General features: G+C 63.5%; 17 protein-coding genes. 12 read left to right on the top strand and 5 right to left on the bottom strand.

Annotated elements, in window-relative coordinates:
- Positions 1 to 55 precede the first annotated feature (55 nt).
- Positions 56 to 5,155, bottom strand: coding sequence for an apolipoprotein A-IV repeat region-like domain-containing protein (locus O9Z70_RS09220; protein WP_286018529.1), 5,100 nt, complete (start codon positions 5,153 to 5,155; stop codon positions 56 to 58).
- A 368-nt stretch (positions 5,156 to 5,523) separates the two neighbouring features.
- Between O9Z70_RS09220 and O9Z70_RS09215 the strand changes: the two genes are divergently transcribed.
- The 10 genes from O9Z70_RS09215 (at position 5,524) to O9Z70_RS09170 (ending at position 15,768) form a co-directional block, all read left to right on the top strand.
- Positions 5,524 to 5,922 carry an Hpt domain-containing protein gene (locus tag O9Z70_RS09215; protein ID WP_286018528.1) on the top strand — a complete coding sequence of 133 codons (399 nt, stop codon included), beginning with the start codon at positions 5,524 to 5,526 and terminating at the stop codon, positions 5,920 to 5,922.
- A gap of 105 nt (positions 5,923 to 6,027) precedes the next feature.
- Positions 6,028 to 7,629 carry a peptide chain release factor 3 gene (locus O9Z70_RS09210; RefSeq protein WP_286018527.1) on the top strand — a complete coding sequence of 534 codons (1,602 nt, stop codon included), beginning with the start codon at positions 6,028 to 6,030 and terminating at the stop codon, positions 7,627 to 7,629.
- Complete coding sequence (locus tag O9Z70_RS09205; protein WP_286018526.1) at positions 7,626 to 8,768, top strand: class I SAM-dependent methyltransferase; 1,143 nt, start codon at positions 7,626 to 7,628, stop codon at positions 8,766 to 8,768. Before O9Z70_RS09210 ends, O9Z70_RS09205 begins: the two co-directional genes overlap by 4 nt.
- 27 nt (positions 8,769 to 8,795) lie before the next feature.
- Positions 8,796 to 9,116 carry a 2Fe-2S iron-sulfur cluster-binding protein gene (locus O9Z70_RS09200; RefSeq protein ID WP_286018525.1) on the top strand — a complete coding sequence of 107 codons (321 nt, stop codon included), beginning with the start codon at positions 8,796 to 8,798 and terminating at the stop codon, positions 9,114 to 9,116.
- A 189-nt stretch (positions 9,117 to 9,305) separates the two neighbouring features.
- Positions 9,306 to 10,676 (top strand): siroheme synthase CysG, encoded by a 1,371-nt coding sequence (gene cysG / locus O9Z70_RS09195; protein WP_286018524.1) that lies wholly within the window; start codon positions 9,306 to 9,308, stop codon positions 10,674 to 10,676.
- A 1-nt stretch (position 10,677) separates the two neighbouring features.
- A complete protein-coding gene (locus O9Z70_RS09190; protein WP_286018523.1) occupies positions 10,678 to 11,001 on the top strand; it encodes a DUF2849 domain-containing protein in 324 nt (107 codons plus the stop codon).
- A complete protein-coding gene (locus tag O9Z70_RS09185) occupies positions 10,988 to 12,646 on the top strand; it encodes a nitrite/sulfite reductase (RefSeq protein ID WP_286018522.1) in 1,659 nt (552 codons plus the stop codon). Before O9Z70_RS09190 ends, O9Z70_RS09185 begins: the two co-directional genes overlap by 14 nt.
- A gap of 158 nt (positions 12,647 to 12,804) precedes the next feature.
- Positions 12,805 to 14,079, top strand: coding sequence for a phosphoadenylyl-sulfate reductase (locus O9Z70_RS09180; protein ID WP_286018521.1), 1,275 nt, complete (start codon positions 12,805 to 12,807; stop codon positions 14,077 to 14,079).
- Positions 14,080 to 14,221: 142 nt separating this feature from the next.
- On the top strand, positions 14,222 to 15,247 hold the full coding sequence (locus O9Z70_RS09175) for an NAD(P)/FAD-dependent oxidoreductase (RefSeq protein ID WP_286018520.1): 1,026 nt from the start codon (positions 14,222 to 14,224) through the stop codon (positions 15,245 to 15,247).
- Positions 15,248 to 15,447: 200 nt separating this feature from the next.
- The gene (locus tag O9Z70_RS09170) at positions 15,448 to 15,768 is read left to right on the top strand and encodes a 2Fe-2S iron-sulfur cluster-binding protein (RefSeq protein ID WP_286018519.1); all 321 of its coding nucleotides are present in this window, start codon (positions 15,448 to 15,450) and stop codon (positions 15,766 to 15,768) included.
- A 78-nt stretch (positions 15,769 to 15,846) separates the two neighbouring features.
- Here O9Z70_RS09170 and O9Z70_RS09165 read toward each other — a convergent pair whose 3' ends face one another.
- The 4 genes from O9Z70_RS09165 to O9Z70_RS09150 form a co-directional block, all read right to left on the bottom strand.
- On the bottom strand, positions 15,847 to 16,869 hold the full coding sequence (locus O9Z70_RS09165; RefSeq protein WP_286018518.1) for a YcjF family protein: 1,023 nt from the start codon (positions 16,867 to 16,869) through the stop codon (positions 15,847 to 15,849).
- Positions 16,866 to 18,317 (bottom strand): YcjX family GTP-binding protein, encoded by a 1,452-nt coding sequence (locus O9Z70_RS09160; RefSeq protein WP_286018517.1) that lies wholly within the window; start codon positions 18,315 to 18,317, stop codon positions 16,866 to 16,868. The genes O9Z70_RS09165 and O9Z70_RS09160 overlap by 4 nt, the downstream gene beginning before the upstream one ends.
- A gap of 167 nt (positions 18,318 to 18,484) precedes the next feature.
- A complete protein-coding gene (locus O9Z70_RS09155; protein WP_286018516.1) occupies positions 18,485 to 19,396 on the bottom strand; it encodes a homoserine O-succinyltransferase in 912 nt (303 codons plus the stop codon).
- Between the two features lie 65 nt (positions 19,397 to 19,461).
- Entirely contained in the window at positions 19,462 to 20,328 is an 867-nt protein-coding gene (locus O9Z70_RS09150; RefSeq protein WP_286018515.1) for an ATPase, read from the bottom strand.
- A gap of 298 nt (positions 20,329 to 20,626) precedes the next feature.
- Between O9Z70_RS09150 and O9Z70_RS09145 the strand changes: the two genes are divergently transcribed.
- Entirely contained in the window at positions 20,627 to 22,393 is a 1,767-nt protein-coding gene (locus O9Z70_RS09145; RefSeq protein WP_286018514.1) for a flagellar hook protein FlgE, read from the top strand.
- Between the two features lie 65 nt (positions 22,394 to 22,458).
- Positions 22,459 to 24,297: a flagellar hook-associated protein FlgK gene (flgK, locus tag O9Z70_RS09140; RefSeq protein ID WP_286018513.1), complete on the top strand. Its 1,839-nt coding sequence runs from the start codon at positions 22,459 to 22,461 to the stop codon at positions 24,295 to 24,297.
- The last annotated feature ends 3 nt before the right edge of the window (positions 24,298 to 24,300 follow it).

The following is a 24,300-nucleotide window of genomic DNA, read 5'->3' as shown; positions in this document are numbered from 1 at the left end:
ATACGAAAAGGCCCCGGAATTATCCGGGGCCTTTGTCATTTCATCCAGGCGCGGCTCAGTTCAGCCGGCCGCTGGCATGGGCGAGGGTGGTATAGACCTTGCCGCGTTCCGACAGCAGGTATTCGCGGGTTTCGGCGGCCGGGTTGGGACCGGCAGCGGCGCGCTTCAGGAGCTGTTCGAATTCGCTCATATAGGCCTGGGCGGTGCGGGCGAAATCGGCCTCGCGCTGGATACGCTTGCGGACCTCGTCATAGGTGCCCTGGCCGGTCAGCGTATAGATGCGGCGGGTGAAGACATTGGACTCGCCGGCCTGGTAGCGGGACCAGGCATCGGCCAGGGCGCTGTCATCGATGGAGCGCACGATTTCCTCGCTGAGCCCCGACAGGCCTTGCGGAGACGTGGCGCCGGCCTGCTTGGCCGAGGCGTTGCGCAGGACGTCGCGCAGCCAGCCGCCGCTTTCAGCCTCATTGGCCTGTTGCGGCGCCGGTGCCGGTGCGGGCATCGGGGGAATGGGCGCGGGGGCAGGCTGTTCAATGACGCTCGGGCGGATCGGATCGACCAGCGTCTGGCGGACCGGGGCCGGCTCGGGGCGATAGGCTTCGCGCGGTTCGGGCTGACGCGGCGGCTGATAGGCCGGCGGCTCGGGCTGGCGCGGTGCCCGCTGGGGTGCGCGGCGGTCGGTCAGGTCATGGCTGGCCGGCTGCGAGCGGACGATGGCGTTGAGCTCGCTCAGCGCCTCGATCTGCTCGGCTACGACGCGGCGCATGGCGGCGGCGCTGGCGCGGGTTTCCTCGGGCAATTCGTTGACACCGCGCGCCAGCTCGGCGCGGGTGGCTTCGAGTTCGCCGCCGACTTCGCGGGCGGTTTCGCGCATGGAGCGGGCGGTCTCGGCAAAGCGCTGGGTGGCATCCTCGATGGCGCGCTGCATCTCGCCCACCATGCGTTGCTGCGCCTCCTGCAAGGCGCCGGTGGCGCGGCGGCCTTCGCTGTCGGCGATCGTATGGAACTCGCCCAGCTTGCCGGTGACCTCGCCGGAGGTTTCGTCCAGGGCGCGGCGCAATTGTCCGGTATTGGAGGCGATGGCGCTGCGCACCGAGCTGGTGGAATCCGAGATGGTGTCGGCCAGGGTGCTGGTGGTGGTGGTGAGCACATCGGTGACGCTGCTGGCGGTCGAGGCGAGCACGTCGCTGACCTTGGCGGCATTGTCTTCCAGCGCCATGGCGGCGGCATCGGCGGCGCGGCGCACCGCATTGTCCATCTGCGTCACATTGGCATTGAGCTGGCCGGAGAAGCGCTCATTGGTGGCATAGAGCGCGTTGCTGACGGCGTCGGAATTGCTTTCCAACGCGCCGGTCACGGCGCTGGTGGTCTGTTCGAGAACCTCATGGACCGAATGCGAGGTGGCATGCAGCGCCTCGTCCATGGCGCGGCGGGCCGAGATCAGGCGGCGCTCGGTGTCGTTGACCGTGTCGGCAATGGTCTGGGCAAACATGCGCATGCGGCCATCGATATCGTCGGCGCGGGCGGCGAAGCTCTGCGCCAGCGCGTCCATGGCGCCGCGGCGGTCTTCGAGGTTCTCCAGCGCCGTGCTGCTGCTCGATTCCAGCGCTTCGGAGGCGCGGGTGAGGCCGACTGCCTCGGAATCGAGCCGGCCGAGGATGGAGGAGAACTCGTCCACCATGCTGCGGATGGTGTTTTGCAGCGCCCCCACATGCTGGGTGACCATGGTGCCGGCCTGCTCGGTCTGGCCCATGGCTTCGCGCATGGTGGTGGAATAGGAGGCGGTCTGCTGGGCGACGCTGGTTTCGAGGCTGGCCAGGTTGGCCGTCGACGCATCGAGAACGCGTTGCAGCAGCAGGTTGGAATCGTTGAGCTTGTTGAGAGCGTTGGTAACGTCGCTGAGGATGCGGGTGGTCGAGACCGACATGATCTCCTCGGCCTCGCGGGAATTTTCCGCCAGGGCGTCGCGCAGCAGATTGCCATGGCTGGCCAAGGCATTTTCCAGGTCGGCCGAACGCTCGGTGACCAGGTTGGCGAAATGGGTGGTCTTTTCCTCGACCGAGCGGTTGATGTCGGTGAGGCGCCCTTCGATGGTATCGACCGCGCCCACGGCCTTGACCGAAACGATCTGGTCGATATTGGCGGCCGCCAGGCGGATCTGGTCGAGCGCGTCGCGCACGGCACCATCCATGCGATTGGCGGTGCTTTCCACATTTTCGGAAATCGCCAGCGCCGCCGAGGTGATGCGGGTGGAGATGGTTTCCTCGATGCGGTCGGCGCCGGCCTCGAGATCGGCCATGGATTGGGTGATCGAGGTGCTGATCGACGCGTTGAGGGCGGAGAGCCGCTCGGCGGTGATGTCGGCGCGGGCAGTGATGGCCTCGGGCAGGGTGCCCAGGCGCTGATCGACCATTTCGGCAATGGCGTTGCGGGCGGCGGTGACGCCGTTTTCGATGAGCTCGGCGGCCTGGCGGGCGCTGTCGCCCACCGTCAGGCTGGCATGTTCGATGCTGGCGGCGACACCCTTCTCGGCATCGGAAATGCGGGTGATGGCGGTGTCCAGCCCGTCGCCAAGGCTCGAATTGATCTCGGCAACCTTGCTCGACACCACGCTCGACATGTCGTTGAGCCGGCTTTCCATGGTGCCGGTGACCTGGCGCAGCGAGGTATCGATGCTCTCGCGGGCCTTGGCGCCGTGCTGGTCCAGCGTTTCGGCCAGCTCGCTGGTGTGCAGGCCAATGGTCTCGCCGATGGAAGTGGTGTGGGTCGACAGCGTGTCGGACAGGGCGCGGGTGCGCTCATCCAGGCGGTTGACCAGGGTGACCGCGCGTTCGTCGATCTGGCCGGAGAGATCGTTGGTGCGGGTCTCGATTTCCAATGACAGGGCATTGGTGCGCTCGGACAGGGTATCCGCCAGGCGCTGGGTGCGGCCGGCAATGGCCTGGTCGAAGGCCTGGGTGCCGGCGCCCAAAGTCTGGCCCAGCTCCTGGGAGCGCAGGCGGATGGCTTCGTTCATCTCGCCGGCCTGGGCAGCAAGGGCCTGCTGCAATTCATCCGACCGGGACGCCATGGTCTCGGCGATCTCCGTGGTGCGGGCCCCAAGGTTGTGCTGCAATTCTTCGGAGCGGGCCGCGATGGTGTCGGCAATCTCGGAAGCCCGAGCGCCCAGGGTCTGGTCGAGTTCGCTGGTGCGCGCGCCGATGGCGTCGGTGACCTCGCCGGCGCGGTTGGCCAGAAGCTGGTCGAGATGGCCGGCGCGGCTGTCGAAGGTCTCGGCGATGAGGCCGGCATGGCCGTCCAGCGTATCGCTGATCTCGCGGGTGCGATTGGTAAGGCTTTCGGCGATGGCCTTGGTCTTGGCGCCCAGGACCTCGCCCAGTTCGCGGGTGCGGTCGGCGACGATGTCGTTGAAGCGGCCCGATTCCTCGTTGAGCGCCATTTCCAGCACATTGGCGCGGGCGGCGAAGCTGGTGCCCTGCTGGTCGAGGCGGGAAATCAGATGCTCGCCCTTGTCGCCGATGACATTGTCCAGCGCATGCAGCTTCTCGTCGAGCAGGCCGGTGATTTCGGTGAGGCGGGTATCGAAGAGGCTGAGCGAATCCTGACCGGCGGTGGACAGGGTGAAGCGGGCGCGTTCGGCAGTGTCGCCCAGCGCGCCATTGATCTCGATGATCGCCGATTGCAGGCGGCTGTCGAGCGAATTGAGCTGGATGGAAACCGATTCATCCAATTGGCGGCTCATGGTGGCCAGGAGCAATTCGGCCTCGGTCGCCCGGCCGCTGATGTCGCCGGCGACGCGCGAGCCGATTTCGCTCAGCGCGGCGCTGACCTCGTCGCCGCGATCGCGCAATTGATCCAGCAGCGAGCTGCCGCCATCGGTGAGCAGGTTGGAGAGCGAATGCGTGCGTTCGTCCAGGGCCGTGGCGAGTTCGCTGGTGCGCGATTCGATAAGGCCGGCAATAGTGCGCGAGCGATCCTCGAAGGTCGCGGTGACGGCGTCGGTGCGGTCGGCGATCTGCTGGGTGCGGGAATCGATGGCCGAGGCGATGCTGGTGGCGTGGGCGTCCAGCGCGTCGCTGAGGATGGAAATGCGGCCTTCAATGCCGGAATTCAGCTCCGATGCGCGGGCATCCAACGCCCGTTCCATCGCCGATGTCTGTTCCTCGAAGCCGAGCGAAAGCCGGTCGGAGCGCTCATCGAGGGCGCCGAGGAAATCGGTGGTGCGGTTTTCCATCAGGCCGACAAAGCTGTCGGCGCGCTCGTTGAAGCCGGAATTGAGCGTATTGCCCGCCGTTTCCAGCGCCCGCGTCAGGTTGCCGCCGCTTTCCACGATAGTGCCGGCAATGCGCTGGCTGATCATGTCGAGGTCAAAGACCAGGCCGGTATGGCTCTCGGTGATGGCTTCGCGCACCCGCTCGGTATTGGTGAGAACGCTTTCGCGCTGGCTGGCCAGTTCGGCAATGAGGGCGCGCATGCGCGATTCATTGTCGGAATAGGTGCGTTCGAGCGCGGTGACCTCGTTATGGATCATCACTTCGAGCTCGCCGGCGCGGGAGAGGGCGCGTTCGAGCCCGTCGCCCAGGGCATTCACCTCGCGGCGCACGGCCTGACCGACCGAAGCGACCTTGTCGGCGGCGGTAACCTCGGGCTCGGCCAGCCGGATGGCGGCCTGGGTGATCGAGGAGGCGGCATTGCGCAGATCGGCGGCGCGGCGGAACAGGGTGGCGACGGCGAAGAAGCCGAGCACCGGCAAAACCATGATGGCCAGGGTGGCGACGAATTCGATGGAGCCGACAAAAGAGCCGAAATCGGCGATTTGCGGGCCCATGCGCAGCCAGGCGACGAGGCCGGTGGCCAATATCCAGACGATGGAGAGCAGCAGGGCCAGCCAGGTCGGCGCCGCGGACGAACGGGTCTGCAGGCCGTACAGCATCTTGGAGGTGGAAATGCGGTCGTCATTGGCAACGGCGCCGGCCTGCTGGGCGATCTTGTCGGCGGCGCGCAGGCGCTCGGAGCGGGCATTGTCGGCCGGCTTGCGCTCCGGCGGCGTCTGGCTGGAATTGTCCAGACTGAACATGGAATCCTTGAGAGCGTCCTCGACGGCCGAAAAGGCCAGGGCGGCAGGATCGTTCTGGGGGGTCGGATTCTTGGCCATACTCTTTACAACTCTCGCGTCGACATAACAGCGACAAAGCGGATTTCGTGAGTTGTCATGAACCAATAGCCCTTTCCGGGCCAAAAGCCATTCTGGAACAATTCGATGCAAATGCCCCGCATCGTCCCCCAACCGTCGCCGCCGCGCGCTGGTTCAAAGCCCATTCATACATTCAATTTTATGCAAACCGAATGGTTTCTTACCCAAAGGTTAATTTTTGGGTGGGAAACCTTAAGGAATGAACGAACAAACAAAGGCGAAGATGTGGCTTAATCAGCTGTTCACCCGGCAATCCTAGTCTGGCCGATGACGGAATGCGCCTCGCCCCGGCCAGGCGCGCGTATCCGCCGCCAGCAGGAGATGCCAGAATGGCGCAGCGAGCATTTGTAGAAGCGTCCAGTCCCGTCACGCCATCAAGGCCGGTGCGGCCGATAGACCTGGTGCATCTGGCCAGGCAATGCCTGGGCGATGAGAACCTGGAGCTGGAAATCCTGCGGCTTTTCGATGCGACGCTGCTGACCTATTTCGAGCGGCTGAAGCTGGCGACGAGCTTCGACGATCTGGCCATTCATCTCCATGCCATCAAGGGCGCTGCCGCGGGGGTCGGGGCCTGGGCCGTCGCCGACCTCGCCAAGGCGCTGGAAAGCGAATTGCGCGAGGGCCGCCCATTGACGATGGAACGGATCGACGATCTCGGCATGGCGGTCGAGGAAGCCCGGGATTTCGTCGGGCGGATGCTGGCCGACGCGGCGGCCAGGGACGATTAGCGGGCGGTGATCCGCTGATGGTTTGACCGGATAGTAGTGTTTCGCATATAGAGCGCCCATATAAAATGCCGCTCCCTTGCTCCGGCACAAAAGTCCAGCAGTTCCATGTCCCTTGCCCTATCAGCCGAGGCCTCCCCCCGGCCCGTTTCCGAACCGTTCCGCCTGCGCCGCACCTTTGCGATCATTTCGCACCCGGACGCCGGCAAGACCACACTGACCGAACGCCTGTTGGCGGCGGCCGGCGCGATCCAATCCGCCGGCGCGGTGCGCGGCAAGGCGGGAAAGCGCTCGACGCGCTCGGACTGGATGGAGATGGAGCAGCAGCGCGGCATTTCCATCACCTCCTCGGTGATGACCTTCGATTATGACGGGCTGACGCTCAATCTGCTCGATACGCCGGGCCACTCGGACTTTTCCGAGGACACTTATCGCACCCTGACGGCGGTGGACGCCGCCATCATGGTGATCGACGCGGCCAAAGGAATCGAGAGCCAGACGCAAAAGCTGTTCGAAGTGTGCCGGCTGCGCGACATTCCCATCATCACCTTCATCAACAAGGTGGACCGGGAGGGCCATGCGCCGCTGGACCTGATCGATGAGATTCAGGGCAAGCTGGCGCTGGACCTGACGCCGGTGCTGTGGCCCATCGGGCAGGGCGTGGATTTCGGCGGCTATATCGACCTGGTCGAAAAGCGGGTGCTCAATCCGCAGGGCAAGGCCATCGCCGAATTCGAGCAGTTGGAGGACCTGCTGGAGGTCGAGGAACTGATCGATAATCCCGTATTCATGACGGCGCTGGAAACGCTGGAAATGGCGCAGGCCATGTTGCCGGGCTTCGATCTGGAGACTTTTCATGCCGGGCATCTGAGCCCGGTATTGTTCGGCTCGGCGCTGAAAGGCATTTCGGTGGCCGAATTGCTGCGCACCCTGGGCGAATGGGGGCCGGAGCCGCGGCCGCAGCCGGCCATTCCCGAGCCGATCGATCCGGCGGGCAAGAAGGTGAGCGGCTTCGTGTTCAAGGTGCAGGCGAACATGGACGCCAATCACCGCGATCGTATCGCCTTCGTGCGCCTGTGCTCAGGCAAGTTCGAGCGCGGCATGCGGCTCAAGAATGTGCGCTCGGGCAAGGATATGGCGGTGTCCAATCCCATGTTCTTCTTCGGCAATAATCGCGAACTGGCCGAGGAAGCGGTGGCTGGCGACATTGTCGGCATACCCAATCACGGCACGCTGTCGGTGGGCGATACGCTGACCGAGGGGGCCAATATCAATGTCACCGGCATTCCGAACTTCGCGCCGGAAATCATCCGCCGGGTGCGGCTGACCGATCACATGAAATCCAAGCAGATGGCCAAGGCCCTGTCCGACCTGGCGGAAGAGGGCGTCACGCAGGTATTCCGCCGCATGATGGGTGCCGACTGGATCGTGGGCGTGGTCGGGCAATTGCAGCTTGAAGTGCTCCTGGCGCGCGTGGCCAAGGAATATGGCGTGCCGATCGGCTTCGAGAGCATGGGCTATGAAGTGGCGCGCTGGATCGAGAGCGACGATCCCGAGGAACTCAAGCGCTTCATTGCCGCCCAGAAGGTCAATATGGCGGAGGACCGGTCCGAGGCTCCGGTGTTTCTGGCGCAGAATGCGTGGTGGGCGGACCGAGCCAAGCAGGACTGGCCCAATATCCGCTTCCTGACCACCAAGGAACGGCATTGAGCCGGCTCGACCGCATTGCGGAATTCGCCGTCGCGGTGCGCGAGGCCTGGGAGGAGAACAGGCTGATCCGCTTGCGTCTTTCCGGCTATGAGGGTGAGGAAGCGGAGCTCAAATCCGTCGATATGCGCCGGGTGGTGATCAAGGGGCGGGAGAAGATCAGCGCCGTCAGCCATTTCAAGACCCGCGACATCACCAAGAATTACGATTTCGACGAGGTGATGGAAACGCTGCTCGCCAAACTGAGCACAGAGTTCCGGGTGGCGACGCTGAATAGCGTGAGCTTCGATCTGGTCTTGGAGCGCCACGGCCAGAAGGTGCGGCTGAAGCAGACCGAGATCGCCGGGCGCGAGGCGCCGCCCATGGAGCATGATCGTGCCAAGAACCGGCCGCTGACCGATGGTGGAAAGCTCTGGCTACAGCAGTTGGACCTTGCTGGCAAGAACGGCCGGGTGCGTAATGATGCGCAGGATAAGTTCCGCCAGATCAACAAGATGGTGGAAATCTTTGCTCCCTTGATTCAGGGCCTTGATGCAAAGAATCCGCGCATAGTCGATATGGGCGCGGGCAAGGGCTATCTGGATTTCGCGCAGCAGGTGGAGATCGTCGGGGTCGAATTGCGCGACAGGCTGGTGGCGGACGGCAATGACAATGCACAACAATCCGGATTTTCCGGCCTGAGCTTCGTGCAGGGCACGATTCTCGATTTCGATGCGAGCCAGGCCGATGCGGTGATTGCGCTGCATGCCTGCGACACTGCGACCGACGATGCGATCTATCAGGGGATCAAGGCCGGCGCCGCCCTGATCGCGGTGGCGCCGTGCTGCCACAAGCAGATCAGGCGGCAGATGGAGGCGGGCAGCGCCGATGGGCGGCTGGACTTCCTGCTGCGCCATGGCACGTTCCTGGAAAAGCAGGCGGAGATGGTCACCGACGGGCTGCGGGCGCTGTTGCTGGAGGCCAATGGCTATCGCACCAAGGTGTTCGAATTCGTCTCCGACGCGCATACGCCGAAGAACAATCTCATCGTGGCGCAAAAGGGCGGCGGTGGGTCGCGGCCGGCGGCGCTTGACCGCATTGCGGCAGTGAAGGCTATGTTTGGGATCGAAAAGCACTATCTAGAGACTCTGCTCGATCCGTGAGCAGTCTCAACTGACCTTAGGCTCCCAATGACCAAGATTACCTATGTTACTCCCCAGGGCGAACGCATCGAGACCGAGGGCGAAAACGGCTCCACGGTGATGGAGACCGCGATCATGAACGCCATTCCCGGCATCGTGGCGGAATGCGGCGGTGCCTGCACCTGTGCCACCTGTCATGTCTATGTCGAGGAAGAATGGCGGGAAGCGGTCGGCGGTCCGTCGATGATGGAGGAGGACATGCTCGATTTCGCCTTCGACGTGCAGGATAGCAGCCGCCTGTCCTGCCAGATCAAGGTTCGGCCGGAGCTCGACGGGCTGGTGGTGCGGGTGCCGACCCGGCAGGGCTAGGCTTATCCCGCCAAGTGAAATTTGCGCCGCGGGGGATCGTCGGGGATTCATTTGGCGGTCCAGGGGCGAAGCCGCCCCGGCTTTTCTAAGCGGCGCTGGCGCAGGGAAATATAAAAGCTATTAGATTTCAAGGCATTGCGATGCCTGTTTGGTTCGGATTACTGTCCGGGCAATTCGGACAGGATCACGATGTCTCATCTCAACACATTTCCGTTGAGCTTCAAGGTCAAGGGCAGGCGGATCGTCATCGTCGGCGGCGGCGACGAGGCCCTCAACAAGGTCCGGTTGCTCGCCAAGACCACCGGATCGATAGAAATCTATTCGCGGCGTATCGAGGCCGATTTTTCGGCAATCGCGGCGACGATCCATGAACGGGCGCTGCGGGCCGGGGATTTGGCCGGAGCGGCGCTGGTCTTCGTGGCGGCAGAAGGCGAAGATGCCGAATTGGCCAAGGCAGAGGCGCGGCGGCTGAATATTCCGCTCAATGTCGTCGATGTTCCGGCTGAATGCGATTTCTATACGCCGTCGATCGTGGATCGCGCCCCGCTGACGGTCGCCATCTCCACCGAAGGCGATGCGCCGGTGCTGGCGCGGCTGGTGCGGGCGCAGATCGAGGCGCTGCTGTCGCCGGGGATCGGGAAAATCGCGAGTCTGGCCGGTGGGTTACGCCATAAGGTTGAGAGCCTGATTCATGACGGTCCGGCGCGGCGGCGCTATTATGAGGATCTGGTCACGCGGCCGGTAATGGGCGTCGCGGAGGCCGAGCAATTGCTGGCCGCCCATATTGCCAATGGCCGGGGGCGGGGACTGGTCTGGCTGATCGGGGCCGGCCCGGGCGCGGCAGACCTTCTGACCCTGCGGGCCCAGCGATTGCTGCAACAGGCCGATGTGATCGTGCATGACCAGCTTGTGCCCGCCGCCGTGGTGGAAATGGGCCGCCGCGACGCCGAGCGGATTTGCGTCGGCAAGGCGCGGGGGCACCACTCGTTCTCGCAGGCGCAGATCAATGCGCTGATCGTGCGGCTGGCCGGAGCGGGCAAGAAGGTGGCGCGGCTCAAGTCCGGTGATCCCATGGTGTTCGGGCGGGCCGGCGAAGAGATTGCGGCGCTGCGCAAGACCGGCATCGCCTATGAGATCGTGCCCGGCGTCAGCGCCGCGCTTGCCGCCGCCGCCGATACGGCAACGCCGCTGACGCTGCGAAAAATATCGAGCGGCCTGGTCATGGCCACGGCGCATGGGGCCGATGATGGCGAGCTGGCCCATTGGGCGGCGCTGGCGCAATCGGGCCTGACGCTGGCGCTTTACATGGGCAAGGCGATCTCCGCCGAGGTGGCGAGCCGGCTGGTGGCGCATGGCGCAGCGCCGGACCTGCCGATCGGCATCGTGGTCAATGCGGGCCGCGCCGACAGCAGCTCCTATGCGGGTTCGCTGGCCGGGCTGGCCGCCGGCGCCGTCGATTTTGCCGATGGCCCCGCAATCATTCTGGTTGGCCGCGCAATTGCCCATGGCGACTGGGCCAGCGCGGCGATTGTCGCCGCAAGCAATATCAAGGTGGCCTGACATGGAAATCCTGACCGGTAACGAGCTGATCTCAGGCGCCTCCGTCTATCTCGACGCGGCCGGCACATGGGTCGTGGATCTGCAGCAGGCGCGGCTGTTTTCCAAGGAGGAAGCGGCCGAGCGCGATGCGGCATTGGCGGCGAGCCAGGCCACCGGCCGGATCGTCAGCCTCGAAGTGGAAGAAGTCGAGCAGGTGGCAGGTGCGATCGTGCCCAAGCGCCTGCGCGAACGGATCAGGGCGGCGGGCCCCACCGCCCCCCTCTCTCTCAATGGGCAAGCATATGAACGCCAGCGCTTAGGTGAAGACGGGCATGTATCGATATGACGAATTCGACACCGCTTTCGTAGCGGGTCGCACGGCGCAGTTTTCCGATCAGGTGAAGCGACGCCTTTCGGGCGAGCTTTCCGAGGACCAGTTCCGGCCCCTGCGGCTGATGAACGGGCTCTATCTGCAATTGCATGCCTATATGCTGCGCATCGCCGTGCCCTATGGAACACTGTCGAGCCGCCAGATGCGCAAGCTGGCGCATATTGCCCGCACCTATGACCGGGGCTATGGCCATTTCACCACGCGGCAGAATATCCAGTTCAACTGGCCCAGGCTCAAGGACGTCCCGGCGATCCTGGGGGAATTGGCGAGCGTGGAAATGCACTCGATCCAGACCTCGGGCAATTGCATCCGCAATGTGACGACCGACCAGTTTGCCGGCGCCGCAGCCGACGAGATCATCGATCCGCGCCCGGTCGCGGAAATCCTGCGGCAATGGTCGAGCCTGCACCCCGAATTTTCTTATCTGCCGCGAAAATTCAAGATCGCCATAACCGGCTCGCCCAATGATCGCGCCGCTATCCGCTTCCACGATATCGGCTTGCAGGCCGCCGCCAATGCGGCGGGGGAGATCGGCTGGGAGGTCTGGGTCGGCGGAGGATTGGGGCGTACGCCCATGGTCGCCAAGCTGATCAACAGCTTCGTACCCAATGAGCACCTGCTCGCCTATCTCGAAAGCATCATGCGGGTCTATAACCGCTATGGCCGGCGGGACAACAAGTTCAAGGCGCGCATCAAGATATTGGTGCATGAAGAGGGCCTGGAAAGCATCAAGGGGCAGGTCGAGGCCGAGTTCGCCGAAGTGCGCGGCGGCGTCCTGACCCTGCCGCAGGAGGAACTGGACCGGATCGGCACCTATTTCGCGCCGCCGGATTTCGCCGAACGGTCCGGCGACAGGATCGACGTGGCCTATCAGTCGATCATCGACCCCGCCTATGGGCGCTGGCTCGACAATAACCTGCATCCGCACCGCATTCCCGGCTATGCCTCGGTGACGATTTCACTGAAGCCGGTGGGTGGCGCGCCCGGGGACGCCACCGATCTGCAGATGGATGTGGTGGCCGACCTGGCCGAGACCTATTCCCATGACGAATTACGCGTGACCCATGAGCAGAACCTGGTTCTGCCGCATGTGGCGGTGCGCGATCTGCGCGCGGTCTATGACGTGCTGGTGGCTAATGGGCTGGCGGAAGGCAATAACAACCAGATCACCGACATGATCTGCTGCCCGGGGCTGGATTTCTGCGCCCTGGCCAATGCCCGCTCGATCCCGATCGCACAGGAAATCTCCAAGACATTCGCCGAGCCGCAGCGGCAGCAGGACATCGGCGATCTCAAGATCAAGATTTCCGGCTGCATCAATGCCTGCGGGCACCACCATGTGGGCCATATCGGCATTCTCGGCGTCGAGAAAAAGGGTGGCGAATTGTACCAGATCACGCTTGGTGGCGACGCCACCGAGAGTGCGGCGGTGGGCAAGATCATCGGGCCGGGATTCGAAGCCGAGCAGGTGCCGGGCGCCATCGAGAAACTGGTCGACTTCTATATCGCCCAGCGCCAGGGCGAGGAAGAAACCTTCCTCGCGGCCTATCGCCGGCTGGGCGAGGCGCCGTTCAAAGAGGCGTTGTATGGGAATGGGTAACAGCTGGCTCGATGCCTCCATTCCTCTCCCCCTCGGGGAAAGGTGGTTCGGCGGAGCCGAGGCGGTGAGGGGGATTTCGCCATTCGCGCTGAAGCATCCCCCTCATCCGGCGCTGCGCGCCACCTTCTCCCCGAGAGGGAGAAGAACAGGAGGCCGCCATGGCCATGCCTAAGCTCGCCCCGGCGCCGGTCGCCAATGACAAATTGCGGGCGCTCGGCATTCTGGCGCTCAATGGCATGTTCGACGAGATGGATGCCGTTGGGGTGCTGCGCTATGCGGTGAGCGAGGTGTTGCCGGGTGACCTGGCCATCGTCTCCTCGTTCGGCGCCGATTCCGCGGTGCTGCTGCATATGGTGGCGCAGGTGGACCCGTCCATGCCGGTCTATTTCCTCGAAACCGGCCAGCATTTCCCGGAAACGCTGGCCTATGTCGAGACGCTGAAACAGCAGTTCGGGCTGATCAATATTCACGCCATCCATCCCGATCCCGAAGATGTGAAGCGGTTCGATCCCCATGGCGATCTTTGGGAGACCGACCCGGATTCGTGCTGCCATATCCGCAAGACCGAGCCGCTGGAGCCGGTCACCGAGCAATATGGCGGCTGGGTCACCGGCCGCAAGCGCTACCAGACTAGGGAGCGCGGCGTGCTGCCGCATTTCGAGCTGACCAGCGACGACCGCGTCAAGGTCAATCCGCTGGCCTATTTCTCGGATGCCGATGTCATCGAATACCGCCAGAAGCACAACTTGCCGGAGCATCCGCTCTATGCCAAAGGCTACAAGTCCATTGGCTGCGCGCCCTGCACCTCGATCGTCGCCGAGGGCGAGGATCCGCGCGCCGGACGATGGCGCGGCCTGAACAAGAAGGAATGCGGCATCCATTACGATTTCAACGGAGCCATTGCCTCGCCGATGAATGCCGCTGCCCGCCATAATCTCTGGAAAGACGGGGCTTTCATCGCCGACCCGTTCAAGAGCTGGGAAGAAGGCGCCGATCCGGCGCAGGCGCGCTATGTGCACGTGCCGCTGCCGGCGTTCCTGGCCAATCGGGCCGAATTCCTGGCCAATCCGCACCCGATTGGCGTCTTGGTGACCCCGGGCGACAAGGTCGAGGATGTGGCGGACGATCTGTCGCGTTTCGCCTCGATAGCAATCCTGTTCCCGGCCTTTACCGATGGGCGCGGCTATTCGACGGCGCGGCTGCTGGTGGAGCGTTACCGATATGCCGGCGAAATCAGAGCTTTAGGCGATGTCTTGCAGGATCAGATTCCGCATATGCGCCGCTGCGGCTTTAACGCGCTGGTGGTGAATCACGAGCCGACGCGCGCGGCGCTGATCGAAAACCGCCTGCCGGAAGTGGCGCTTTTCTACCAGCCGGTGGGCCTCGACGAAGTTCCGCTGGGCACTCGCCCCTTCCTTCGGCGCGTCTCCTAGGGTAAGTGGATCACATCAATCATATTATCACAGGGTCATTCCCGCCAAGGCGGGAACCTGTTTCCCGATAACAGAGGTTTCCGCCTTGGCGGGAATGATGCCAGGGCGAACGAGGAGCCCTGGTTAGCATGGACTTTGAAAGATGAGCACTGAGATCAATACCGATGTCGTCGTCATTGGCGCGGGGCCCTGCGGGCTGTTCGCAGCCTTCGAACTCGGGCTGCTCGACGTCAAATGTCATTTCATCGACATCCTGGATCGCCCCGGCGGGCAGTGCGCCGAACTTTATCCGGAAAAGCCGATCTATGACATTCCCGGCTTCCCGGTCATCACCGGCCAGCAATTGACCGACAATCTGATGGCGCAGATCGCGCCGTTCGCGCCGGAATTTCATTTCTCGCGCATGGTCAATTCCATCGAGAAGCTGGAAGACGGCTCGTTCAAGCTAGAGACCGATGCCGACGAAACCTTCTTCACCAAGGTCGTGGTGATCGCCGCCGGCGGCGGCTCGTTCCAGCCCAAGCGCCCGCCGGTGCAGGGGATCGAGCAATATGAGAACAAGTCGGTGTTCTACGCCGTCCGCAAGATGGAGGATTTCCGCGACCAGGATGTGGTCATCGTCGGCGGCGGCGATTCGGCGCTGGACTGGACGCTGAGCCTGCAACCGATCGTGCGCACGCTGACGCTGGTGCACCGGCGCGATGCCTTCAAGGCGGCGCCGGCCTCGGTCAACAAGATGAAGGAGCTGGTGGCCGAGGGGAAGGTCAATTTCCAGCTCGGCCAGATCGCCAAGCTCGACGGCGAAGACGGCCAGATCAACCATGTGCATCTGACCACCGATGCCGGCGATCTGTCCATTCCGGCCACGCGGCTGCTGCCCTTTTTCGGCCTGACCATGAAGCTGGGTCCGGTCGCCGATTGGGGGTTGGAGCTCAATGACAACACCATCGTGGTCGACACCGAAAAGTTCGAGACCTCGGTGCCGGGCATCTTCGCCATCGGCGATATCAATTACTATCCGGGCAAGCTGAAGCTGATCCTTTCCGGCTTCCACGAGGCGGCCCTGATGGCGCAGGCGGCGAAGGCCATCGTCTCGCCGGGCGAGCGCATCGTCTTCCAGTACACGACCAGCTCGACCAAGCTGCAGAAGAAGCTGGGCGTGGCATAGGCCAGACCACCCGGACAAGCCTGGGACGAGGATGGATAGGATGGTCTTGCGGCCCCGTTCATTCGACGCTAGAGCGACCTGCGTTCTATCGAACGCAAAGTGCCGCTCTACCTTGCTGTTGTCGCATCGCTTTTGCAGAAAAACGGATTCCACTTGTCTGCACGATGCGTTAATCCCCTCGCGCTGTTGAGGAGCGCCTTATGAAGATCAGTGTGACCGATCAGGCCGGCGATGTGCACGAGCTCGAAGGGCTCGAAGGCTGGCGGGTGATGGAGGTGATCCGCGACTGGGGCCTCGACATCAAGGCCGAATGCGGCGGCGCGCTGAGCTGCGCCACCTGCCATGTCTATGTCGATCCGGACTGGCTCGACGCGGTCGGCGCGCCGAACGACGAGGAAGAGGACATGCTGGACAGCGTGGGCGACGTCAGATCGAACTCGCGATTGAGCTGCCAGATCCTGTGTTCGGACGCGCTGGACGGGCTGAAGGTCACGCTGGCGCAGAGCGCGGCGAAGGATTGAGGTCTGGGCATCGTGGCTGCGGCCTCGTGCTTCGATAAACTCAGAATGAGGTCTGTGGCGGCGCAGTGATGCCCTGGATCAGGCCTGATGCCCTTTCCCTTGCTCGGTCGTCACCTTCACCAGTTCCGGGATGAAGTCGCGCACCATGGGTTGCGGCAGGGTTTCGAAGGGCAGGGGGCGGACGACGCGCATGGCAGCGATGCCGACGCGGACGGTCATCAGGCCATTGACCACGCCTTCGCCCAGCCGGGCGGAGAGCTTGGCGGCAAGGCCCTGGCCGACCAGCTGTTCCACCACGCCATCAGTCAGCACGAGCCCGCCGGTGACGGCCAGATGCGCCAGCACCGAGCCAGCGAGGCGCCAGAAGCCGAAAAAGCCGGGACGGGCGCCGTAAAGGGCGGCGATGGCGCCGGCGAGGCGTACGCTTTCGTAGATGACGAAGGCGATGTCGATCAGCGCGCGCGGCGACACGGCAGTGACCAGGGCCACGCGGCGGGCCGAGGCGGCTGTCAGGGCCTTGGCGCGGGCGTCGAGCGGCGCCATGAGGTTGCGTTCGGCCAGGGCGATGGTTTCGTGGCCATCGAAGAGATTGGGAAGGTTCTGGGCCACGACATCGCGGGCCCGCGCCAGGTCAGGCCGCGCCGCATAAATGCTTTCGAGCTGGCCGACCACATGGCCGGCCAGCTTGCGGTCATTGGCTTCGGTGGCCCGGGCGGCGTCGGCCTTGAGCCCGTCGAGTACCCGCAGGCGGCGCAGGGCCAGCATTTCGCGCAGGACCAGCGCCAGAATCGCGACCAGGAAGGCCCCGAGCACACCCAGCCCGATCCAGCCCAGATATTCGTTGCTGGCAAAAAGATCGCGGATCAGCCGGTCGGCGGCGAGGCCGAGCCCGGCGGAAACGAGGATGCCGCCGCTGGTCCAGGCGAGTTTCGCCAGCCAGGACGTGCGGCGCAGCCGGGGCGCGACCAGTTCCGGCTCCGGTTCGGGCTCGAAGGCGATTTCGACGATTTCGGCGCGATCGGGGGTGAAGGCGCGCGGCGTGCGGACCGGCTCGGCGCCGTCATCCTGACGAGAAATGGTGCGGGCTATCGGGCGCTTCATGCCATCCAGTCTCCGATGAGATAATCCAGCGCCCGGTCGAGCCGGATATGAGGCAGGACCGGATCGCCGGCGGCATTGCGTTCCAGCCGCTGGGGCGGCGTGAAGCGGAGGAAGTTGAGCGCGACGGGATTGCCGTCTTCGAACAATGAATCCGGACGCTCCGGCAAGTCGCCGGGAAATAAGGCGATTTCCGTTCTGCCGTCATAGGTCCGACCATCCAGCATCTCGCCCTTGAGCGGGGTGCCGATCAGGGTGGGGAGCGTTTCGCCATTTTCGCGGATCGTGCCTTCGCTGGTGGCGCGGATGCCGGCCATGGCGATGGAGCGCGTTTCAGCGCCGGCAAAGCGGGCGCGTTTCGAGGCATTGGCGACGAGGCGGTTGAGGATGGATTCGAGCCGGTCATGGCTGGTGTGATGCACATGATCGGCCTTGGTGGCGGCAAAGAGAATGCGGTCGATACGCCGGGAGAAGGGGCGCAATAGGGGATTGGCCTCGCCCTGGCGGAAGCAGGCCAGCACGGCGGTGAGTGCGGTTTCCAGGTCGCTGACGGCGGCGGGGCCGGCATTGAGGGCGCGCAGGGTGTCGACCAGCACCACCTGCCGGTCGAGCCGGGCGAAATGATCGCGGAAGAAAGGGCGGACAATTTGGGCCTTATAGGCCTCGTAGCGGTTTTCCAGCATGGCGTAGAAGCTGAAATGGCGCGTGGCGCCCGGCGGTGGGGGCAGGGGCGCGAAGGTGAGGGCGGGCGAGCCTTCCAAATCCCCGGGCAACAGGAACCGGCCGGGCGGCAGCGTCGAGAGGGCGCCATGTTCGCGACTGCGGCGCAGATAGGCGGTGAAGGCGGCGGCGAGACGTTCGGCATCGGGATCGTTGGCCGGCTTGCCGATATCGGTGCCGTCGAGCTCGCGCAGGAATTCCGCGGCCTCGTCGGCATGGCCGGGCTGGCGCGCTCTTTCCAGGGCCTCGGCGCTCCATTCGGCGAAAGACAGGCCGAGCAGGGGCAGGTCGAGCAGCCATTCGCCGGGATAGTCGACGATATCGAGATTGAGCATTGCCGGTCCGGTCATGCCGGCCCACCATTTGGCCGACTGGAATTTCAGCACCAGCCGCAATTGCGAGATGCGTCTTGTGCTTTCCGGCCAGGCGGGGGGATTGGCGGTGAGAGCCGCCAGATGCTGCTCATAGGCAAAACGGGGAATGGTGGCGTCGGGATATTCGGCCAGCCTGGCGCCGATGAAGCGGCCATCGGCCAACGGCGCGAAGCCGGGCAGGCGGCCTTGCGTGAGCAGATTGTGCACCAGGGCGGTGATGAAAATGGTCTTGCCGGCGCGGCTCAGGCCGGTGACCCCAAGGCGCAGGGTCGGCGTGAAAACGCCGGTGGCGCTATCGGCCAGATTGGCGAGGGCGATGCCCAGTTCGTCGGTGATGGTGGTCGGCGGCTGCGGCAAGGTCTGTCCCCTGTTGTCCGTGCAAGGTAGGGAGCGGGGTGCCGTTTGCAAAGAGTCAGTTTTCCCCCATGTCATTCCCGCTTAAGCGGAATGACATGGGGGAAAGAGGCCATGCCGGGGGCGGCATGGTCCATCCCCGTAGCGTTTGCGCTCAAATGTGAGCCGCTCTATTGCCCGATCTCCTCCAGCCGATAGGGCGTCGTCTGGTAGATTTCGTTGATCCAGTTCTGGAAAAGCAGATGTGCGTGGCTGCGCCAGCGGTTTTCCGGTTCGGCGCTGGTATCGCCATTCGGGAACAGGTTCTCCGGCAGCGGCGTCTCGATGCCGGAGCTGATGTCGCGCTCATATTCGTCGGTCAGCGAGCGATTGTCGTATTCCAGGTGATTGAGGAAATAGACAGCGCGACCCTGGCGGTGCTCCAGCATGCACAGGCCCAGTTCGGCATTGTCGATCAGCACGTCGAGATCGTCGCCCAAAGAGGTGCGGTCGATGTCGTTATACCGCGATACCGGGATCATCGGGTTGTCGGACATGCCGCGCAGCCAGGGCGAGCCGGGCTTGACTATTCTGTGCCGGAAGACGCCGAAAGCCTTCTTGTCCATGCGGTAGCGGCGCGCGCCGTGGAAATGGTGCAGGGCCGCCTGCGCGCCCCAGCAGATGAACATGGTATGGTGCACATTGGTGCGCGTCCATTCCATGATTTCCAGCATTTCGGGCCAGTAGCGGACCTCTTCGAAGGGGATATTGGCGATGGGCGCGCCGGTGACGATGAAGCCGTCGAACTTGCGCTCCTTCACCTCTTCCCAGGTCTGGTAGAAGCTCTTGAGATAATCCTCGGGCGTGTTCTTGGATTGATGCTCGGTGACGCGGACCAGGCTCAGATTGATCTGCAAGGGGGTGGCGCCGATCAGCCGGGCGAACTGGGTCTCGGTGCGCTCCTTGTTCGGCATCAGGTTGAGCAGGCCGAATTCCAGTGGCCGGATGTCCTGCCGCGCGGCGCGGCTGGAATCCATGACATAGACGCCCTCTTGTTCGAGGGTTTTTCTGGCGGGCAGGTGGTCGGGAATTCGAATAGGCATGGCAGCCCCTTAGGTGGATGCAATAGACAAGCGATTCAAGCTGGCGCGTCCCCTTCGGGGCCGCGCTATCGCATTCGCTTCTCGATTGCCGCCGCGACCAGATCGACGAATTCGTCACCGTCACGCGCCGTCGCCAGGTCCGATGCCTCTACGGTATAGCCGAAGCGATCGGCCAGCGCCTGGTAGCGGGGCAGGCGATCATGCAGCAAGGCTTCGAAGCCCCAGGCGCCGAAGCCGGCCGGATCGACCTCGTTGTCGTCCTGGATATTGTGGATACGCTTGTATTCGGCCCACTTTTCGAGAAGGAAAGGCGGGCGGTAATACATCGGCTTGGGCGATTTCCTGAACCGCTTGATCAATTCGTCCGCGTCCTTGTCGGTGCCGCGAATGTAAAGCAGCGCCGTATGCTCGACCAGCGTCTTCACCACCGGGTCTTCAGGGTCAGCGTGGTCGATGACTTCGATCAGCGAGCCGCCGGTATCGGCGATGAAATCGTCATAGCCATAAAGAACCTTCGCCCTGTCGATGAAATAGGGCAGATCGTGCAGCGCGGCGATTTCGGCGATGCGGTGCTGTTCCTGCCGGCGCTGATATTCCGGCAAAGGCAGGCCGCCGCGAGCGGGATCGCCGGGCGTGCCGAGATAGGTCGAAAGCGGGTCGAGATTGTCGAAGGTGATGTTGGACGAGATATAGATCGAGTCCGTACGCAGAAGCTGCGCCAGAAACGGCACCTTCATCGCCTCGCGCTTGAAATTATCGACGATGAATTCGCCCATATAGCGGGTGCCGATGCGATAGTCGGCGGAATAGTGGAACCAGTGATTGGCGCGCAGCATGTTGGACAGCCGCGTCTTGCCGACGCCGGCCATGCCGAACACCGTTATGGCACGGCGCGGGGCTTTCACGAATTCATCGACGCTGGAAAACAGCATTTTGCCTAGAACCGACTGCCGTCGTCCTTCTTCGGGCGTGCCCCATAAGCGGGAAACTCCGCTTTGCAGCACTGCCCCTTTTGGGGGTTGTCAGCCCAATTAAAGCAAGTGCCCCGCTTTCACAAGCAGCCGGCAAATTCTGCCCCTTGCCCGGACTCATTTGCCGCCTTGTCGCCGCATTTCCGCATGGCAGGCCGCAAAAGATCAATGAAAACAATGGTCCGCGGACTTGGCATCGCCTTTGCATTGAAAAGGACGAAATGCGTCGCAGGGCGCGACCGGGTCTACGGAGTGACAGATGGGTATCTATGGGGCGCTTTCCAGCGCGGTGTCCGGCCTGCGGGCACAGGCGCATTCGCTGGAGAATATTTCGGGCAATATCGCCAACTCGCAGACCATTGGCTACAAGCGCATGGAAACGAGTTTCATCGATCTCATTCCCGAGGCGCCTCTCAAGTCGCAGGTTCCGGGGGCGGTGCTCGCCCAGTCCCGCGCCACCAATAATCTGCAAGGCGATATCCAGACCAATTCGAACGAGACCTATATCGCGCTCAATACCGGCGGGTTTTTCATCGTCGAGCCCAAAGTGGGGTCGTCCGACCGGGACTCGGTATTCTCCGGTTCGAACTACTATACCCGCCGCGGCGACTTCGAGATCGACAAGGATGGCCTGCTGGTCAATGGCGCCGGCTATTACCTCAAGGGGCTGCCCATCGATCCGGCCACCGGCAACGTTTCCGGCTCCGTGCCGGAAGTCATCAGGCTGTCCAATGCGTTCCTGCCGGCGAACGCCACCAAGGTGATCGATTACAAGGCGAATATTCCGCAGGTTCCCAAGACGGCCAATTACAACGTCAATATCTATAATAGCGAGCTGCTGGATACCGCCCGCTATGTGAATGGCTCGACAACTGCCGCAGTTGCGGGGAATGCGGTTCTGGCGGGCGGGGCAGCGGCGCTGGCACCCACAGGGCCGCTGAGCGACGGCACCAGCATGACCATCAATGTCAAAGGCCTGCCGGTCACCTTCGATTTTCACGATGGCGGCACCTATAGCGGCTCGAATGTGGGCATCGATCTGAGCGGCGGCAAGACGCTCGATGCGGTGCTGGCGGAGATGCAGGCCGGATTGCGCAATCAGGGCGGCGGGGCGGCGGCATCCGCCACGGTGGCACTTTCGGGCTCCGGGGAGCTGGAGATCACGCTGGGGGACGATTATCACGCCAGGTTCAGTGTGTCCGGCACGGCCGGGACGGCGCTGGGTCTTGACGATCCCGCCACGTCGAGCGAGCCGAGTCTCGCGACGATCGCAAGCATTTCGAAGAACCAGGAGGATGATTTCATCGCCCAGTCGATCGAGGGCGGCGCCATCACGACCTATGCGGAAAGCGGCGCGCCGGTTCATGTCGTGCTGCGCTGGGCGAAGATCGGCAGCGCCGCATCGGGCGGGCAGGATACCTGGGCGCTGTTCTACAATTCCGACAGCGCGGCGGTGGGCGGCTCTCCCGCATGGACCAATACCGGGCAGACCTACACTTTCGGGAGCAATATGCAGCTGCTTCCCCCCGGTGTGCCGAGCGTCGATCTCGATAACCTGACGGTCAACGGCGTCCTGATCGGCGATGTGGAGCTCCGGCACGAAGTCAACGGCGTGTCGCAGTTTTCCGACGTCAATGGCAAGGCCAGCGTGTCCCGGCTGGCGCAGAATGGCTATGGCGCCGGCGAATTCCTCTCGGTGGCCATCAACGATGCCGGTCGGGTAGTCGCCAGCTATTCCAATGGCGAGCGCATCGAGATGGCGCAGGTGGTGACGGCCCAGTTCAACGGCGTCAATTCGCTGAAACGGCTGGATGGCGGCGTTTATGAGGCCACATCGGAATCGGGCGAGCCGATCCTGGACCTTGCGGGGTTCGGCATTCTCGGCGGGGCCCTCGAAGCCTCGAATACCGACATTTCCGACGAGTTCACCAAGCTGATCATTACCCAGCAGGCCTATTCGGCGGCCACCCGCATCGTCTCGACCGCCGACGAGATGATGAAGGAAGCCCTCAACATGGTTCGTTGAGGCATGAAGCAGGTATTCGGTCCGGCGCGGCGCGCCGGGCCGCCAGGTAGTCGGGGACTAGGCCAATGGGTCTGATATCGTCGCTTAACAACGCCGTTTCCGGCCTGCGGGTCAGCCAGGATTCGATTTCGATCCTCAGCCGCAACGTCGCCAATGCCGGCACACCCGGCTATCACCGGCAATCGCTCAACGTTGTCGACTACAACTCGGTCAACGGCACCTATGCGCGTACCGCCGGCGTCGACCGCGCCTTCAGCCAGAGCCTGCAAACCTATTACAACCGCCAGGTCTCGGACACTGCATCGGCCGCGACGATCGCCACGGCGCTCAACAAGTTGCAGGGCTTTCTCGGCAAGCCCGGCACGAGCGGTTCGCTCGACACCATGTTCGGGTCTTTCAAGAATTCGCTTCAGGCGCTGGCCACCAGTCCCGACGATTACCCGACGCGCGCCAATGTCGTCGCCGAGGCGCAGGCCATGGCGCAGCGGCTGAACGCATTGTCGAGGACCGTGCAGGAGCTGCGCCAGGAAAGCGAGACGCGGATCGGCAGCGCCGTCAATGACGTCAATGCGATGCTGGTGTCGCTCCAGGAAGTGAATAACCGCATGCTCGACCTGGGCATGACCGATACGGCCCGCGCCTCGCTGCACGATCAGCGCGACCGGCTGGTCGCGTCGGTGGCGGAAATCATCGACGTGCAGGCCGATTACCGCCCCGATGGCACCGTGGCCCTGATGACCCGGTCGGGGGTGGGGCTGATCGACAATGGGGTCAGCACCTTCAAGTTCGAGACGGCGGGCGCATTGTCCGCCACCTCGCAGGCTTCGATCTATGCCAGCGAGAACGGCGTCGGCTCGCTGACCCTGACCACTCCGTCGGGCCTGACCATCGACCTCGTTCTGCAAGGCGTGCTGCAAGGCGGCGAACTGGCGGGACTGGTCGAGGTCCGTGACAAGATATTGGTGGAGACGCAGAACCAGCTCGACGAGATTGCGGCGGGCCTGGCCAGTGTTTTCTCCACCATCACCACGCCAGGCACCGCAGTGGGCGGCAATGACGCGCCCGCCGGCTTCGTGGTCGATCTTTCAGACATGCGGCCCGGCAACGACGTTCTGCTGACCTATACGAAGAATGGCGTCGAGCAGCGCGTGCGCATCGTGAACAGCGCCTCGGGGGAGGATTATGTCGACGCCTCGGGGCAAAAGGTGCTCGCGGTCGATCTGTCCGATCCGGCGGCAGCCGCCATCGCCTTGCAGGGCAAGCTGCCCGGCTTCACCATTTCCAACCCCCAACCGGGGCAGTTGCAGTTCGTGGACGATGGAACGCCCAACAAGGCGGACGTGGTTTCGGTAACCGCCCGCACCACCGCCACCGGGACACAGTCCGGCGAGCTGGCCATGGCGCTGTTCGTCGATCAGGGCGGGACGCCGTTCACCAATAATCGCGACGGCAATCCGCCGCAAATGCTGGGCTTCGCCTCGCGCATTTCAATCAATCCGGCGGTTCTCGCCGATAATCGCCTGCTGGTGCAGTTCGATATCGACGGGACGCTGGGGGATGCCACCCGGCCGGAATATATCCTCAACCAGCTCAATTCGATGAGCTTTGTTTCCGGCACGTCTCCTTCGGCGAATAACGGGCGGCACCAGCTCAACGGCACGCTGGAGCAATTGGTCGGCCAGGTGCTGAATTACCAGGGCAGCATGATCGGCGCGGCGCTCAATGCCAGCAATGACCGCCAGCTTACCCTGGAAACCATCACCATGCAGATGGAAGCCGAATATGGGGTCGATGTCGACCAGGAATTGGCGCGGCTGATAGAACTGCAAAGCGCCTATTCCGCCAATGCCCGTATCGTCGGAGTGATCAAGGAATTGCTCGACACGCTGTTCATGTCGACTTGAGGA

Origin of the sequence: Devosia sp. YIM 151766, assembly GCF_030285925.1 — a bacterium.
Taxonomy (GTDB): Bacteria; Pseudomonadota; Alphaproteobacteria; order Rhizobiales; family Devosiaceae; genus Devosia.
Note: the sequence above shows the minus strand (reverse complement) of the source record. Positions and strands in the feature narration are given on the sequence as shown.